The organism is Thiothrix caldifontis, from assembly GCF_900107695.1.
Lineage (GTDB): Bacteria > Pseudomonadota > Gammaproteobacteria > Thiotrichales > Thiotrichaceae > Thiothrix > Thiothrix caldifontis.
Window position 1 is genome coordinate 61,945 of the sequence record NZ_FNQP01000006.1, and the last position, 16,161, is coordinate 78,105.

Annotated in this window: 16 protein-coding genes; 1 reads left to right on the top strand and 15 read right to left on the bottom strand. The window is 50.2% G+C overall.

Translation table 11 applies throughout. The features are described 5' to 3' along the window. Window positions 1–3: 3 nt before the first annotated feature. The 8 genes from BLV87_RS06380 to BLV87_RS06415 form a co-directional block, all read right to left on the bottom strand. Complete coding sequence (locus BLV87_RS06380; protein ID WP_093066576.1) at window positions 4–882, bottom strand: prephenate dehydrogenase; 879 nt, start codon at window positions 880–882, stop codon at window positions 4–6. Then, the gene (hisC, locus tag BLV87_RS06385) at window positions 879–2,009 is read right to left on the bottom strand and encodes a histidinol-phosphate transaminase (protein ID WP_093066578.1); all 1,131 of its coding nucleotides are present in this window, start codon (window positions 2,007–2,009) and stop codon (window positions 879–881) included. The genes BLV87_RS06380 and hisC overlap by 4 nt, the downstream gene beginning before the upstream one ends. 86 nt (window positions 2,010–2,095) lie before the next feature. Further along, a complete protein-coding gene (locus tag BLV87_RS06390) occupies window positions 2,096–3,442 on the bottom strand; it encodes a DEAD/DEAH box helicase (RefSeq protein ID WP_093066580.1) in 1,347 nt (448 codons plus the stop codon). A 7-nt stretch (window positions 3,443–3,449) separates the two neighbouring features. Continuing rightward, complete coding sequence (locus BLV87_RS06395) at window positions 3,450–3,935, bottom strand: CYTH domain-containing protein (RefSeq protein WP_093066582.1); 486 nt, start codon at window positions 3,933–3,935, stop codon at window positions 3,450–3,452. 6 nt (window positions 3,936–3,941) lie between these two features. Next, window positions 3,942–4,910: a beta-ketoacyl-ACP synthase III gene (locus BLV87_RS06400; protein WP_093066584.1), complete on the bottom strand. Its 969-nt coding sequence runs from the start codon at window positions 4,908–4,910 to the stop codon at window positions 3,942–3,944. Continuing rightward, window positions 4,907–5,935 (bottom strand): phosphate acyltransferase PlsX, encoded by a 1,029-nt coding sequence (plsX, locus tag BLV87_RS06405; protein WP_093066586.1) that lies wholly within the window; start codon window positions 5,933–5,935, stop codon window positions 4,907–4,909. The genes BLV87_RS06400 and plsX overlap by 4 nt, the downstream gene beginning before the upstream one ends. A gap of 93 nt (window positions 5,936–6,028) precedes the next feature. Next, a complete protein-coding gene (gene rpmF / locus BLV87_RS06410) occupies window positions 6,029–6,223 on the bottom strand; it encodes a 50S ribosomal protein L32 (RefSeq protein WP_093066588.1) in 195 nt (64 codons plus the stop codon). Window positions 6,224–6,229: 6 nt separating this feature from the next. Continuing rightward, entirely contained in the window at window positions 6,230–6,775 is a 546-nt protein-coding gene (locus BLV87_RS06415; RefSeq protein WP_093066590.1) for a YceD family protein, read from the bottom strand. Between the two features lie 128 nt (window positions 6,776–6,903). On the opposite strand from BLV87_RS06415, the gene BLV87_RS06420 reads away from it, so the two are divergent. Next, complete coding sequence (locus tag BLV87_RS06420; RefSeq protein WP_093066592.1) at window positions 6,904–7,491, top strand: Maf family protein; 588 nt, start codon at window positions 6,904–6,906, stop codon at window positions 7,489–7,491. Here the strand turns inward: BLV87_RS06420 and aroE are convergent. From aroE to BLV87_RS06455, 7 genes are all read right to left on the bottom strand, one after another. Then, window positions 7,477–8,322 carry a shikimate dehydrogenase gene (aroE, locus tag BLV87_RS06425; protein WP_093066594.1) on the bottom strand — a complete coding sequence of 282 codons (846 nt, stop codon included), beginning with the start codon at window positions 8,320–8,322 and terminating at the stop codon, window positions 7,477–7,479. The genes BLV87_RS06420 and aroE overlap by 15 nt on opposite strands. Window positions 8,323–8,493: 171 nt before the next feature. Further along, on the bottom strand, window positions 8,494–9,630 hold the full coding sequence (locus BLV87_RS06430) for a glycosyltransferase (RefSeq protein WP_093066596.1): 1,137 nt from the start codon (window positions 9,628–9,630) through the stop codon (window positions 8,494–8,496). Further along, window positions 9,597–11,042 carry an oligosaccharide flippase family protein gene (locus tag BLV87_RS06435; RefSeq protein WP_093066598.1) on the bottom strand — a complete coding sequence of 482 codons (1,446 nt, stop codon included), beginning with the start codon at window positions 11,040–11,042 and terminating at the stop codon, window positions 9,597–9,599. Before BLV87_RS06435 ends, BLV87_RS06430 begins: the two co-directional genes overlap by 34 nt. A 12-nt stretch (window positions 11,043–11,054) precedes the next feature. Continuing rightward, window positions 11,055–12,122, bottom strand: coding sequence for a glycosyltransferase (locus tag BLV87_RS06440; RefSeq protein WP_093066600.1), 1,068 nt, complete (start codon window positions 12,120–12,122; stop codon window positions 11,055–11,057). After that, entirely contained in the window at window positions 12,119–13,321 is a 1,203-nt protein-coding gene (locus BLV87_RS06445) for an O-antigen ligase family protein (protein WP_093066602.1), read from the bottom strand. The genes BLV87_RS06440 and BLV87_RS06445 overlap by 4 nt, the downstream gene beginning before the upstream one ends. After that, window positions 13,318–15,102 (bottom strand): glycoside hydrolase domain-containing protein, encoded by a 1,785-nt coding sequence (locus BLV87_RS06450; protein ID WP_093066604.1) that lies wholly within the window; start codon window positions 15,100–15,102, stop codon window positions 13,318–13,320. Before BLV87_RS06450 ends, BLV87_RS06445 begins: the two co-directional genes overlap by 4 nt. Further along, the gene (locus BLV87_RS06455; RefSeq protein WP_093066606.1) at window positions 15,087–16,154 is read right to left on the bottom strand and encodes a glycosyltransferase; all 1,068 of its coding nucleotides are present in this window, start codon (window positions 16,152–16,154) and stop codon (window positions 15,087–15,089) included. The genes BLV87_RS06450 and BLV87_RS06455 overlap by 16 nt, the downstream gene beginning before the upstream one ends. Window positions 16,155–16,161: the final 7 nt, after the last annotated feature.

Here is a 16,161-nt window from a genome sequence, read left to right on the forward strand (position 1 = left end):
TGTCTATGGCTGTTGCGCCTCAAATTGGGCAACATAATTATCGCGGGCTTGCTTAGCGCGTGTCATACGATTGTGCAGCGCCTCACCATCCTGCGCATCGATCATCGCAGCAAATTCACCCAAATTGTGTTGGAAAGCATTAATCACCTCAAGAATCGCCGCTTTATTTGTCAAGCAAATGTCTCGCCACATAACGGGATCACTGGATGCAATACGGGTAAAGTCACGAAAGCCACCCGCTGCATAACGCAAAATATCTTCGCGCTGCGGCATGTTCAGTAATGTATCGACCAACGAAAATGCCAACACATGCGGCAAATGGCTAGTCGCTGCCAATACCTGATCGTGCAACTCCACCGGCATTTGCTCCAGCAATGCTCCTGTTACACGCCACATCGCTTCCACCTTAGCAATCGCATCAGCATCGGTGTGCGCCTGCGGTGTCAAAATGACACGGCGGTTGATGTACAAATCAGGAATCGCCGCTTCCACCCCGCTTTTTTCACGCCCTGCAATGGGATGCCCCGGCACAAAACGGCTGAAATCCGCACCAAACACCTGTGCCACTTCCGCCACGATACTGCCTTTGGTACTGCCCGCATCGGTGAGAATTGCATTCGCAGGCAACGTGGGTTTAATCTGTTGCAACAAGTGCCGCATCGCCCCCATTGGCACAGCCAGCAACACCATATCGGCATCGCATACCGCCTCCGCTGGGTCAAGGCTGAAGCTGTCGATCACGCCCAAATCCACCGCTTTTTGCAAATGCACTGCATTGCGGCTACACCCAACGATGGTTTCGCAAGCATTCGCTTCACGCAATGCCAACGCCAACGATCCACCGATCAGCCCCACACCAAAAATAACCAGTTTTTTAATCACGCTGTAAGAACCTTCTGCAACGCATTGATACAGCGCGTATTCTGCGCCTCAGTACCGACCGTAATCCGCAAGTGTTGTGGCAAACCATACCCACCAATCGGACGCACAATTACCCCTTCCCGCAGCAACGCCTCGTATAATGGTGCTGCGGGGCGCTGCATATTGATAGTGATGAAATTGCCCGCCGTCGGGATGTATTCCCAGCCATTTTCCGCACACGCCGCAAACCATTGCTGCAAACCCGCCGCATTGGTTGCCACACTGCGCTCAAGAAAATCATCATCGCCCAACGCCGCTTGCGCCGCCGCCAGTGCCAGTGAATTCACATTGAAGGGCTGACGCACCCGATTCAGCATATCCGCAATCGCAGGGTTGGAGGCAGCATAACCCACCCGTAACCCTGCCAAACCGTAAATCTTGGAAAACGTGCGCGTTACAATCAAATTCGGGAATTCTGCCAGCCACGCCAGCGCATTCGGGAACGTCGGGTCGGTCACGTATTCGGTGTAGGCTTCGTCAATCACCACGATCACATCTTCCGGCACGCGGCTAAGGAAACTGTGCAATTCCTCCTTACCCAACCACGTCCCTGTCGGATTATTCGGGTTTGCAATGAACACCACGCGGGTTTTATCGGTAATTTTCTCGGCAAGGTTTACCAGATTATGCCCATAAGGCATGGTATCGTGCGTAGACGGATTCGCTTTAGCTGGCTGCAATTCCGCACCGACAGCTTGAATCACAATCGGGTAAACCGCAAACGCATATTCTGAAAAGACGGCAGCACGGCTATTATCCAGAAATGCACGGGCAATGATGTCTAACACATCATTAGAACCGTTACCTAAAGTGATTTGTACGCTTTGCAAACCAAACTTGTCCGCAATCGCCGCTTTCAACTGATAACCACTGCCGTCAGGGTAAAGTTCCAGCGATTTGAGAGCGGTAGCCAGCGCCGCTTGCGCTTTGGGGCTTGCGCCGAGGGGATTTTCGTTGGAAGCCAGTTTGAGGATATTGCTAATCCCCAGTTCGCGCTCCAGTTCTTCGATGGGCTTGCCGGGCTGATAGGGTTGCAAGGCTTGCACCCCTGTTACCGCCAGTGTTTTGAAATCAACAGTCGTTTGCATGATTGGCCTGAATAAGCAAAAAATCAGTCAGGCATTCAATCACAGCCAGCCGCGCTTGCCAAGAGCAGCGGCTGACAATGCGGGGTTTACGCGACCGCTTTCGGCTTATTCGGACGACGGCGACGTGGCTTGCTCGCTGCTGCACCTTCCGCTTTTTTCACAGGCGGCAAACCAGCGGCTTTGCGCGTTTCAGTCTTTTGCGATTTGGTACGACGATTCGCAGGGCGATGTTGTGCAGGGCGCGGACGATCCGCTTCCGCATCTTTAGCAATCTCTGCGGCAGTCAAGGCACGAGTCGGCGCAACGCTGATGGTTGGCAACGGTTCACGCGGCAATTGCTGCTTAATGAGCTTTTCGATGCCCTTCAGGAAACCGTATTCTTCCGGTTCGACTAAGGAAATCGCTTCACCCGTCGCCCCTGCCCGCCCGGTACGCCCGATACGATGCACGTAATCTTCCGATACATTCGGCAACTCGAAGTTGATCACGTGTGGCAATTGCTCAATATCCAAGCCACGGGCGGCAATGTCCGTCGCTACCAGCACGCGAATATTGCCTTGTTTGAAATCTGCCAGTGCTTTGGTACGTGCGCCTTGGCTCTTATTGCCGTGAATCGCCGCAGCGGTTACACCATCGCGTTCCAGCTTTTCAGCCAAACGGTTCGCGCCGTGTTTGGTGCGCGAGAATACCAGCACCTGTTCCCACTGATTTTCACGGATTAAGTGGCTCAACAAAGCGGTTTTACGCGATTTATCCACCAAGAAAACCGATTGCGTCACGGTATTTGCCGCAGCATTGCGCGGGCTAACCGAGATTTGCACGGGGTTATTCAATAAACCCTTGGTCAGTGCCACGATGTCATCGGAAAAGGTCGCGGAGAACATCAGCGTTTGGCGACGTTTCGGCAACAACGCCAGAATTTTACGAATGTCGCGGATGAACCCCATGTCCAACATGCGATCCGCTTCGTCTAGCACCAGCATTTCTACTTGGGAAAACTTCACCGCGTTCTGGTCGTATAAATCCAGCAAACGCCCCGGTGTTGCTACCAGAATATCCAAGCCACGGCGTAACGCCATCATTTGCGGGTTGGCACTCACGCCCCCAAACACGACGGTAGAAGTCAGTGGCAGGTTTTTACCGTAATCGCGCACACTTTCGCCGACTTGAGCCGCCAATTCGCGGGTCGGGGTCAATACTAATGCACGAATGTGGTTGGATTTTGGCGCATTGCCGTTAGCCGAAAGCAAATGCAGCATCGGCAACGTGAAACCAGCGGTTTTACCCGTGCCGGTTTGCGCCGCCGCCATAATGTCACGCCCAGAAAGAACAGCAGGAATGCCTTGTGCTTGGATAGGGGTTGGGGTGTCGTAGCCCTGTTCGCTGATGGCACGCAACAGCGGCTCGGACAAGCCGAGTTCAGAAAATAGCATGGTGTAATTAACCTCGTTCCTCAGCCGACCATTGGCTGTAGGGATATTGCGTAAGACGGACGTTGTAATAGCGTTCCAAATGGGAAACATCTGCACCTGCCCACGCGGGCATGGGGATTACGTCGTCCGGTGCATCGAGTTCGACTTCCGCGACAATTAAGCCTGCGTTGTCACCGTGGAATTCATCTATTTCCCACAGTTTGCCGCCAAACTCGACGAAATGGCGGGTCTTTTCAATCAGTGGGCGTTCGCACAACTGATCTAACAATTCCGTCGCGTCATGCAACGGGATTTCGTATTCATATTCAGGGCGTTGGACGCCTAAAGTCATGCCTTTTATATTGAGCGTGGCTGTGTCATCAGCAATGCGCACCCGTACTGAGGCACGTTTGCTGCTGCTCAAATAACCTTGGCGGAAGGATTCCGAGCGGCTGATTAACGCCCGCCACGCATCCGATACCAGCAAAAATTTGCGTTCGATTTCTGTTGCCATTAGCACCTAGAACCTAATTAAAGCTGAACCCCACGTAAAGCCACCGCCGAAGGCTTCCAACAGGATAATTTCGCCGCGTTTAATGCGCCCGTCACGCACGGCAGTATCCAAGGCCAACGGCACAGAGGCTGCGGAAGTATTGCCATGTGACTCGACCGTCACCACCACGTGATCCATCGACATATCCAGCTTTTTCGCGGTGGCTTGAATAATGCGGATATTCGCTTGATGCGGGACTAACCAATCCACATCAGCTTTGGTCATGCCGTTAGCTTCAAGCGTTTCATCCACAATCCGCCCTAAGGTATTGACCGCCACCTTAAACACTTCGTTACCGCGCATTTGCAGCAATGCGCCTTCAGCACGCAGCATCTCCATATTGCGGGAAATACCGGCATTCACACTCAACAAATGTTCATAAGCGCCATCCGCGTGAATGTGGGTAGACAGAATGCCTGCTTCCTCGCTGGCTTCCAATACCACCGCCCCCGCGCCATCGCCGAACAGGATACAGGTACCGCGATCCGTCCAGTCCAGAATTTTGGACATGGCTTCTGAGCCGACCACTAAGGCGCACTTGCTCGTGCCACTGCGCACAAACTTGTCTGCCACACTCAAGGCAAACACAAAACCGGAACACGCCGCTTGCACGTCAAACGCCGCACCACCATTACGAATCCCCAAATTGTTTTGCAATAAACAAGCGGTGCTGGGGAAAACCAAATCCGGGGTGGACGTACCGACAATAATCAAGTCAACGTCTTCAGGGCGTTTGCCTGCCATTTCCAAGGCACGTCGGGCAGCGTGTTCTGCCATGTCTGAGGCACTTTCCATTTCCACGACGTGGCGTTCCCGAATGCCGGTACGTTCAAAAATCCACTCATCAGTGGTATCCACCATCTTTTCGAGATCGTGGTTGGTCAGGATTTTTTCCGGCAAGTAACTGCCAGTACCAGTAATTCGAGAATAGATCATGCGCTCTGCCTCTGTGTGTGCAAACTTTCCAGTTGTTTATGAATACGTTGCGGGACATTGCTGATAACGGCACTGCGAGCAATACCGATGGCGTTAGCAAACGCTAAACTATCCGCACCACCGTGACTTTTCACCACAATACCCTGCAAGCCTAGCAAACTTGCCCCATTATAGCGCCTAGGGTCAAATTTACGTCTGAATGATTTCAACACCGGCATGGAGATTAAGGCAGCTAGTTTGGTAAACAGGTTGGCGCTGTAACCGGCTTTGAGCTGAGCAGAAACCATTTTCGCCAAGCCTTCGCTGGTTTTCAACGCAACATTGCCGACAAATCCGTCACAAACCACCACATCCACATCGCTTTGGTAAATGTCATCGCCTTCCACATAGCCAATGTAATTCAGCGGGCAACCTTGTAGCAAAGCATTCGCAGCTTTCACCTGCTCATTACCCTTAATCGCTTCCTGACCGATATTGAGCAAACCCACTTTGGGGTTAGTTTTATTATCAATGGCTTTGACCAATTCTGACCCCATGAGCGCAAACTGGTATAAATGTTCGGCTTCAGAGTCCACGTTTGCACCCAAATCAAGCACGTGGGTATGCCCGTGCATGGAAGGAATCGCGGTGCAAATCGCGGGGCGGTCAATACCGGGTAACGTTTTCAAAACAAAACGGGCGGTGGCCATCAACGCCCCTGTGTTACCGGCACTAACAGCCGCATTGGCCTCACCCGCTTTAACCAAGTTAATGGCTACTCGCATGGAGGAGTCCTTTTTGTTTTTCAAGGCGACTGCAGGAGATTCATCCATGTGTACCACTTGTGAGGCATGATGAATACGCAGATTGGGTGTCGATAGCGCCTTATGCTGTACCAGAGCGGCGTTGATTTGGGTTTCATCACCCACTAAGATCAGCGCAAGATCTCGGTATTGTTGCAACGCGTTCAGAGCGGCTGGAACCACTACTGATAAACCGTGATCGCCACCCATCGCATCCAGCGCAATGCGATACTGTTCTGCCATGCTATCCTCTCTAGTGCTCGCTTGAAAAAAAATCGCGGGTCATGCCCGCGATTTTTGTTGAGTGTGTTGAGAACAAGCGCAACGTGTTACCACTTACGCTTCGTCTTCCACTGCAACCGCTGTTTTGATGATCTGACGACCACGGTAGAAACCGTCTTTGGTCATGTGGTGACGCAGGTGCGTTTCACCTGAAGTCGCGTCCACTGACAAAGTAGGGTTAGAAAGTGCGTCGTGTGAACGGCGCATACCGCGTTTTGAACGAGTCATTCGAGCTTGACCGACTGCCATAGTCTGTTACTCCGGTTTTTTCCAATTTTTTAACACTGCAAAGGGATTTTTTTTGGCACTGGCCGCACTATCCGCTTGCCCATTTTCTGTAACAGGCTCATCCGAGGGCAAAGCTTCAATTAACTTGCGCAACGGTTCACACTGCTCATGCTTCGCCACTAAGGGCAGAGCCAGAAGAATTTCATCTTCAACGAAATCCTGTATAAATAGCCGTTCATCCTCGATCAACCAAGCCTCTAAGCCTTCTTGTTCGGGGCGTTCATCCGACTCAAACGTTGTCAGTGCTACTTGTAGCAATGCATCAAGGGGAAACGTCACCGGCTGCATACAGCGTTGGCATTCCAACACAATATTGCCACGGATATACCCTTTAATCATGGGGCGACCACCCATACTGCGGGTGAAGTCCAAGCTTACTGCCATATCCTCAGTACCCTCTAAGGCAATCTCCGCTAAACGCGGCAATTGCTGCAACGGCACAGCACCGGTTAGGCATCTTCCTTGCTCAACCAGTTTAAAGGGATTAACGTCTACGGGTAGTCTGTTCAACATAAGCGCGGGATTATATGAATCCAGCCTATGATGTGTAAAGGAATTTCTAGCTTTTTTACTTGGGTAATGCGTATATCTTGCGTATCATGCACTACTTTCCTACCAGATAGGCGATTGTAGGCTTAATCATGACCCGAAGACTGATTCTTGGCTCGACCTCCCCGTATCGGCTCGAATTGATACAGCGCTTGGCGATTCCCTTTGAAACTGCCGCACCGGATATTGATGAAACCCGTCATGACGGTGAAAGCGCCCGCGACATGGTATTGCGCTTATCTTTGCAAAAAGCTCAAGCGGTCGCCGCACAATATCCCGACTCGCTGATTATTGGCTCAGATCAATGCGCGGTATTGCATGAGCAAGTCATTGGTAAACCCGGTAATCATGAAAATGCGGTGCAGCAATTACAGAATTCATCGGGGAAAACCGTCGCATTCCTAACTGGCTTGTGCTTGTATGACAGCCGTGATGGGTCGTATCAATTGGATGTTGTGCCGTTTGCGGTGGATTTTCGCGAGTTGAACGATGAGGAAATCGATGCCTACCTGCACAAAGATCAGCCTTATAACTGTGCAGGCAGTTTTCGCTCGGAAAGTTTGGGAATCACCTTGTTTAGACGTATGCATGGCGACGACCCCACGGCATTAATGGGGTTGCCACTGATTCGCTTGAGTCAAATGCTTAAACAGGCTGGCGTGAATTTACTGGCGGCTTAATTCTTCCCGCAATTGTGCCAATACCGGCGCAGTATCAGGGCGCACCCCACGCCAGATAAAAAACGCCTCAGCCGCTTGCTCAACCAGCATTCCTAAACCATCCAACGCTTGAGCAGCGCCTTGCGCCCTGCCCCATGCCACAAATGCGGTAGGTTTAGCGCTGTACATCATGTCATAAGTGCAGCCATTCTCTGCTAAACAACAACCATCAGGCAGCGGTGGCAACTCGCCCTGCAAGCTGGCAGCCGTACCGTTGATAATCAGGTCAAACTGCCCACTGATGTCCGCAAAGCCACCGCCGGAAACGTTCCCGAATTCGGCAAAATCCTGCGCCAGTTCCACCGCCTTCGCAGCAGTACGGTTGGCAATGAACAGGCTCGCGGGCTGCGTTTCCAACAAAGGTTGCAAGACACCACGCACTGCCCCTCCTGCGCCTAACAGCAAAATGCGTTTACCCTGTAAAGCAATGCCGTGGTTTTGCTGCAAGTCACGCACAATGCCGATGCCATCGGTGTTGTAGCCTACCATTGTGCCATCGTCACGGAATGCCAGCGTATTCACCGCTTTGGCACGGGCGGCGTAATCGCTGAGTTCATCCGCCAGTTCCCACGCTTCCTGCTTGAAAGGCACGGTGACATTGCAACCTTTGCCGCCTGCGACGAGGAACATCATCACGTCTTGCGCGAATTCTTCCGGTTCGGCACAGATTGCACCGTATTCCACCGCTTCGCCGGTTTGTGCGCCGAATAGGGTGTGGATGCGCGGGGATTTGCTGTGGGCAATGGGGTTGCCGAAGACGGCGTAGTTATTAGGAGTACCAGTCTGTTTCATGGTTGGAACTTTGTCAATTCAAGTCTGGCAGATGCTACACAGGCAAACATCATAACGCCAGCACTAGAAGTGCCTTAGACACTTTGTAGATCGTAATGGAACATGTCAGCTTTGCCGGAACAGGCACATCAGTTCCGCTTGCGTAGCAAAATGCGATGTTTAATTCACAGCCTAGGAATTAATAGATGGAGGCGCTAACAATTGCCGATACGACTGGATCACCGCATCGAGACTGTAGCAGGCAGCCACCCGCTGTTGGGCTTGTTGCCCCAAGGCATGACGCTGTACATTTGACTGTTGCAATAGCGCTGCCCACGCTTGCGCCAACGCTTGCGCATCGCCCGCAGGCACAATCAACCCGGTATCAGCCACAAATTCCGCAATATCTCCTACATCGGTGGCCACACAAGGCACACCAGCAGCCATTGCTTCGGCTAAAAATAAGGGAAACGCCTCGCGCTGTGAAGACAGCGTGGCTATATCCAACGCGGCAATCAAACGTTCCGCATCCGTGCGCACCCCTAACACATGCACGTTCTCCGGCGCTGGAAGCCGCGCCAACAAGGAGGGTAAGACAGGGTGTTGAGCATCCATGCCCTCACCGGCTAACAGAAAGTGGGCATCCCCGCCATTTGTTTGATAATACGTAATGGCTTGCAGCAAATTGGGAATGTCTTTTTCCGGCACGTAACGGGTCAAGCTGCCAACCAAGCACGTATTAACCGGAATTCCCAGCTCCTCGCACACACTGGCACGCGCCTCTGCTGCCTGCTGCAAATGTCGCAAAGGAATGCCGTTAGCAATCACCTGAGCCTGTGTGGTGACATACCCCAGTTCCGCGTGACGCTGCATACTGCGGCGTGACACATACACAATGTGCTGCGGGAAACGTGACAACCAACGCCCCACCTTGAGCACTAGCGCATGTTGAGCACGTTCTAACGTCGCTTTTTCCGGCGTATGGTGCATTCCCCACAATAATACCGGGCGACAACCTGCGAACATCCACGCCAATGTGGCAAACACATTACCGTGGTGCATCCACCCGTGAATGAACTCTGGCTGAATCGCCCTGACCAAACGCAACAAACGCGGCAATAGCCAAGGCAGTTGTTTAAAACGGTTTAAACCCAACATCTGCACAGGAATGCCTGCATCCACAAACTGCTGCTGCATACCCTTCACGTCTACTAATGCAATCACATGGGGTTTGTAATCATCACTGAATGCAGAGGTAGCTAGATTTAACAGGGCTTTTTGCGCCCCCCCGACACTTAGCGAGGTGATGATATAGAGCATGTTGCCCATACGCACCTCGTTTTCACTAATTGCCGAACCTTACCAATATCCAACAACCATACCAGTGCTGCATACGTCAGCATTCCCAACAGTATTTTCAAAGCCACCACATACGCACCGTGCAACGGTAATACTGGCAACTGCTCCATTAACAGGTACATACCTAAAGCCGCCAGTAGAATCTTGCTTAACACCAATACGGGAATATTCAAAGCAAAATGCTGCTTGCCCAGATAATAACCATACACCACGCAAATCAGATACGCCGCAATCGACGCCAATACAGCACCCAACACACCCTGTGTAGGGATCAGGATCAAATTCAGCACCACATTCACAACTGCCGCCACCCCCACCACTTTGACCGAACCGGCGGTGTATTCTGCCAACTGAAACGCCAACGAGACGTAGAACAAATACGTGCAATTGGCAAAAATAGCCAGCCCAATCCACGGTAATAGACTCAATGATGTGGGTACAAACTCAGGCCCCACCAACAAAGGAATAAATGCCTCAGCGATCCCCAGCAATCCAAAAATAGCCGGAATGGAAACCCCCATCAGTAATACAAAATATTGCTGGAGACGCGCCTCTGCCTGTTCCCGCCCTGCTTGCTCCAAAGTACGGATAACCAAGGGATAAGCTGCCAGATTCAACGAACTGGTCAGCATCATCAAAATCTGAAACGGCAGGTTATAAGCCACCGCGTATTCGCCTGCCTGCGCATAACCCAGTAACCAGCCCAACATCACCCGATCAGCAGCATGGATGATTTCCAACAGTACAAAAGACAAACTCAAAGGCAAACCGTACACCAGCAAGGACTTAAGCACACCCCTGTCCAATTCCTGCCAAGAAAGCCGAAAATACCGCCACAATGCACCTGACAATACCAAAACTAGCAACACTCCCAGAATCACACCACCAATAGCACCCAACCACGAATACCCTGCCCAAACCAACAACAAACCACTGCCCATCGTCAATACAGTACGCCCGACCTCAGCCCATAAATAATAGTCAACTTTTAAGGTGATAGAGTTAATGCGTTGATAAGCCTCATAAAATGCTGAACTGATAAATACCGCGAAAAATCCGCCAGCCACCGCCCATTGTCCTGTCAACCACGCAAATACTGCTGTAGCGCACCCTACTAGCAAAGCTATCAACAACACCGATGCACTAATTAAACGTTCCACCGCTCCCGCTGTCAGTGTCTGCTTATCCCAAAAACGCATGATACCGACGTACAACCAACCGAAAGCAAACAGACTGACACTGGAAGCCACCACCAAAATCGTCGTGAAAATGCCGTATTCCTCGGCTGACATCCAGCGCGTATACAGTGCCAATACCACAAAACTTGCCAGCGCCGGGGCAAGCTTTGCCAACAAATAAATCAAACTGTGTTTAACGTACATGATGCACCGCCATCATGCTGCCAGCCATGCATCAGCAACCGCAGCAATATCATTTTTACGCACCGATTCCTTAGCCTGTTGGCGCAAGCGTTCACATTGCTCTTGATCAAAAAACAAGGTATCTATTCCAGCCGCCAGTGCATCCACATTGCCTTTTTCAACCAACAAACCATTTTCGCCATGACGAATAATCTCGCGTGGCCCTGTCGGGCAATCCGTCGACACAATCGGACAACCTAAAGAAAGCGCCTCAATCAATACCAGCGGGTAGCCCTCATAATCGCTGCTCATCACCTGAAATTCTGCTTTTGCCATGTACTTGTAAGGATTCGCATCAAATCCGACTAACACAACACGTTCTTCCATCCCTAGGGTCTTAATATGCTGCTCTAACATGGCTTGCTGCGTACCACGTCCGACAATCAGCAACTGACAATCTTGTTGTGCCTTGCTACGTGCAAATGCCTCGATCAGCAAGTCAAAACGCTTCTGCTTTTCTAGACGTCCCACACCGAGAATAAAACGTCCCTTAAAGCCAATAACCTCCTGAGACTTTTCCGCAATCAGGCGGGTATTCACTGGGTTATAAATACAGTTTACATTTTTCAGGTGAGCCTGTTTTTCCAGTAAATCCTGCATCTGCCGCGACACCGCAATCACCCGTTTTGCACGTGGATATAACCAACGAAAAGCCAACCACTCGCTACGGGTCATAGTGCTAGGGTCAAGGTGTACGGATAATACTGAGTCAGGGCAAGCCAATGCACACGGCACATTCGCCGCTTCCAGAAACGAAAAAATATGATCAAACTGCTCACGTTGAAATAACTGCCGAAACTGCCAAGCCCGTTGTAACAAAATAACGATCTGCGTAAACAAACCACCTTTTCGTTCAGGAATATCAAGATTAATCATGCGCACAGGAAGGGTGTAACGCGTAATCTCTGCTGGTAAACGTGCAAACTTGACCACCGTTACCTCATAATCACGCTGGCGAAACTCCTCTGCAAGATCTACCGCAACCTTCTCTGCCCCACCTGGGGCAGCTAATTCAGCAATAACAATCGCTATCTTTTTCATGTCGGTATAGATACCTTGTTAAAATCTTTCGCCACCGGCGCATTATTTTTAATATAAAAATTCAAAGCAGTCAGCGTATAAGCAAACCAAATATACATTCGGTCTTGCAGCGTTAAGGACATTTGTCCAATCACCACCACTAACAACATGAGCAACAGTAGCCAGCGTTCATCACCCGGTAAGCGCCACGCAAGAGCAAACACAATGCCAATCACGCTCAAGTACAACACGACACCCACAATACCTTGTTCCGCCGTAATCGCCACAAAACTGTTATGGGCGGTATAGTCCACATTGTATGGATTGATAATGCGGCGAAAAGATCCTAACCCATGGCCATACAGCGGACTTTCTTCCCACTCCTCATACGCATTTGCCCATATTACGCTGCGCTCATTTAAAGTACCGCTGGAAATCTCTTTGCCGGTCGAAAAAATACGCTCAATGGTTTTTTGTGGAATAATATTCGCCACCGCAATCAGTGCCACCACCATAACCAATACACTTGCCGCCTTACCCAACCAACCAGAACGTAGAATAATTGGCAAGAAACCCGCCAACCCCAGCACCATAATGACCGCACCTGTGCGTGACCCTGTAATCAAAATGGTAAATGCCGCTGCTGGAATATAAGCCAGCCCCAATAAACGCCACCACCATTGTTTCACTTGCGTCAGTAAGTAAATAGCCAATGGTATGACCATCGCTAATTTCACGGATACTTCATTGGCATCGAACTGTTTTATTTCATGACGTACCGTATTGGCTGTCACTTGATAATCTTTAACCATCAAATACACCAACCAGAATGAACCTAACACCAACGCAATATACAATTTCGTTAAGTCATGCGCTGTCGTGATCAGTTGAAACAGTAATAAGCTAATCATCAGGATATACAAGTTACTTTTTAATGCTTGCTCACTGCTGACTGCTTGCGTGGTTTCATACGGCACGGGCATTTCCGACCAGGTATACGACAACAGAACCCACGCCACATACAGCAGTACGGTAGTATGAAACGCCTGCATCGCATGAATATTATTGCCCATCACTAATAGCAACCCAGCTAACCCAAACGCCATTAACCCAGCAATTTTTACCAATGACATTCCTGCTACTTCAACCGCCCCATCCGTTGGCAAGGCAAATACCAAGATCATCATGAAAAATACCGCAGCATTGCGCAGCGTATTCATAAACTTGCCAGACGTTCGCCTAACGCCTGCCTCACTTGCATTAACAAAACGGGATTGTTATCCCAATGACCAAAATCACGCGCAATTCGCCCCACTTGCTGTTCAACAAAAGCGCTTTCACCGGCCTGTAATAGCAAATCAATGTACATATAATCTTCCACTGAATCGCGTATCCATTTCAGGCGCAAGGAAGCGACTGGGCCATCAAAGCCGATTTGCGCTTGTTTAGCCGGATATACCAACAAACCATCGCCATTAAACACCATGCCTGGCGGGTTATCACTGATGAAACTCGCCGCATCTTGCCAAATAGTTGCATTTTCCGCCCCTGCCAGCGTATCCCAATACCCCAGACCCGTGACGCCATAACGATGCAACAACCACGTTGGTATCCGGTAATTAATCGCAGGAAAATCCAATTGCCATACGGGTGGATAATTGCCGATTAGCACCTCAGCACGTGGATTCAGTTGCTGGTATTCCTTAAAGTCTGTCACCAAAGCGGTGTATGCCCATACTTCCTCACCCGCAGCTAAACGCTGAGATACTGCATTTTTACCAAGATGATCCACATCCCGCCACAAATCGTAAAACTTGGGAATCCACACATCCACCGCCCCTGCCAGATTGCCTAATGCAGGCTCTTCGTTTAGCGGTGGCTCGCTAACCTGATAACGAATCTTTGCATCTTTGAGCAACGGTATTTCATCAAAAAACGCCCCCCAACGCCGCGCATACTGATAGGCTTCGCGGGTATCTGGCTCATCCACAAAGGAGGGGTCGGTATAACAACGCTCAGCCCCCGCGTGCGCCGCGCACCAACCCGCGTATTCCCGCATAAATTGTTTAGCTTGTTGGCGATCCTTACCCAAAGGATCAGCAAATGGATAACTATCCGCAAACACATAGGTGTAAGTGGAAGCGTGCTTTTCTTGCATGTAATGGTGCATATTGTCGGTCACGGTTCCCAAACCCGCAAACTCACGCTGAAAGTCGGGCTTGCCTGTCGCATCCGCTTCCGGTGATGCATCCCATAAACTTTCCGGGGACAAGTAGTGATCCAACATAAAATCGTTATACGCACGAATTAAGCGATTATCCGCCACCGATTCCCCAGTACGTTCAAAACCGTAAATCTCCGCCACCCGATAGCCATTCGTACCAAATACCGTGCGCAAGGGAGAGCGTTCCGGTAAGGTAAAATTCCATACCGTCAAATTAATGGGCAACTCCAAAGGCACATAACCATCAGCACTTACCGTTACGTGCCCACTATACTGAGCGGACTTGGTGTTTGCCGGAATATGCACATCAACCCACACCGGTAAGTTTTCACCTGCACTCAAATTTTGCGGAAATGCCCGATAAGCACTGGACACACCCTCAGCAACATCCGTGGCAGGCAATAAAATATCTGGCCATAATTGTGGTGGATAGGGCGAATAAGGTGATGGAGTACTCACTTTGACATAACGCTCACGGAATACCTGCAAACCATCAATTACTTCACCGTCTGAGCTACGTAATGAGGAAACACTGATCTGTACATTCATCGCCCCTGCCTGACCTGCCGTGATGACCAACTGAAAACCTTCGTATTCATTGCGGGCAGCGAAAATATCCACCTGATCACTCCCTACCACTGGCTCAAATGGCGCAAACCGTTCCAACACACCAATCGCTTTAACCTGCAAACCCGGTACAGACGGTTCGGATGAACAGCCGCTCAGCCCCAGCAGCAATACAGCGTAGCAATACCAGCGCTTCAAATAGCAAGCCATTGTTCTGCTACCTTTTCAATATCCAAATACTCAACCGAAGGAACCGCGTTTCGCTGAAAGTGGTCATGCAACGCCTCATCCAGACACACACGATCCAGTGCGGCTGATAATGCGGCCTGATCATTGGTAGACACTAATAAGCCATTTTCGCCGTCACGGATAATCTCGCGCGGCCCAGTTTCACAATCGGTAGAAATGACCGGACGCCCTAAACCCAAGGCTTCAATCAAAATCACCGGAAAACCCTCATGCAAGCTAGACAACACCAAACAATGGGCATTCGCAATGTACGGGTAAGGGTTACGCATAAAACCCGGCATGAACACCCGCTCTTCTAAACCTAACTGCTTAATGTGTTGTTCTAAAGCAAGACGCTCTGGCCCCTCCCCCAGAATCAATAATTTGAAGGTTTGCGATGCTTGTGAATGTGCATAAGCCTCCAGTAAGCTGGCGAAGTTTTTTTCAGGACTCAACCGGCCTGCTGCCACGATATAAGCGCCATTGACGACTACTGCCGGACGTTCCTTAGCCAATTCACGAATACGGTACAAATTCACCGGGTTATACAAGCAATCAATATTTTTCAGCTTCAAATGCTGCTGAAAAATACTCATTCCATCTTTGGAAACCGCAATAACTTTTTTAGCACGCGGATACAACCAACGCGCAAACAACCAGTCAAATCGGGTGAAATTCCTTTCAGGATTGCAATGATTTGCAGCAATAGTTTGGCTGCTGGCTAAGATTGACGGAAAGCTGGCATGTTCCATCACACTGATAATCGTATCAAAACGCTTTACTTTGAAAATACGCCGAAGTTGGCTGGCACGATCCAAAAAATTGAACACTTTAAAGATAAAGCCATGTTTGGAAGGACACTGAATGTCGATCAATTCCCCCGCATAAGGGTAATACATGTGGCTGGCATCAAACAAAATGAGCGTCACATCATGCTGCTTTGCAAACTGGAATGACAAGTCAGACACAACTTTTTCTGCCCCCCCCATGCCCAGCGAGTACACCACCAAAGCAATTTTTCTGCGTACTGTCATAACCTGA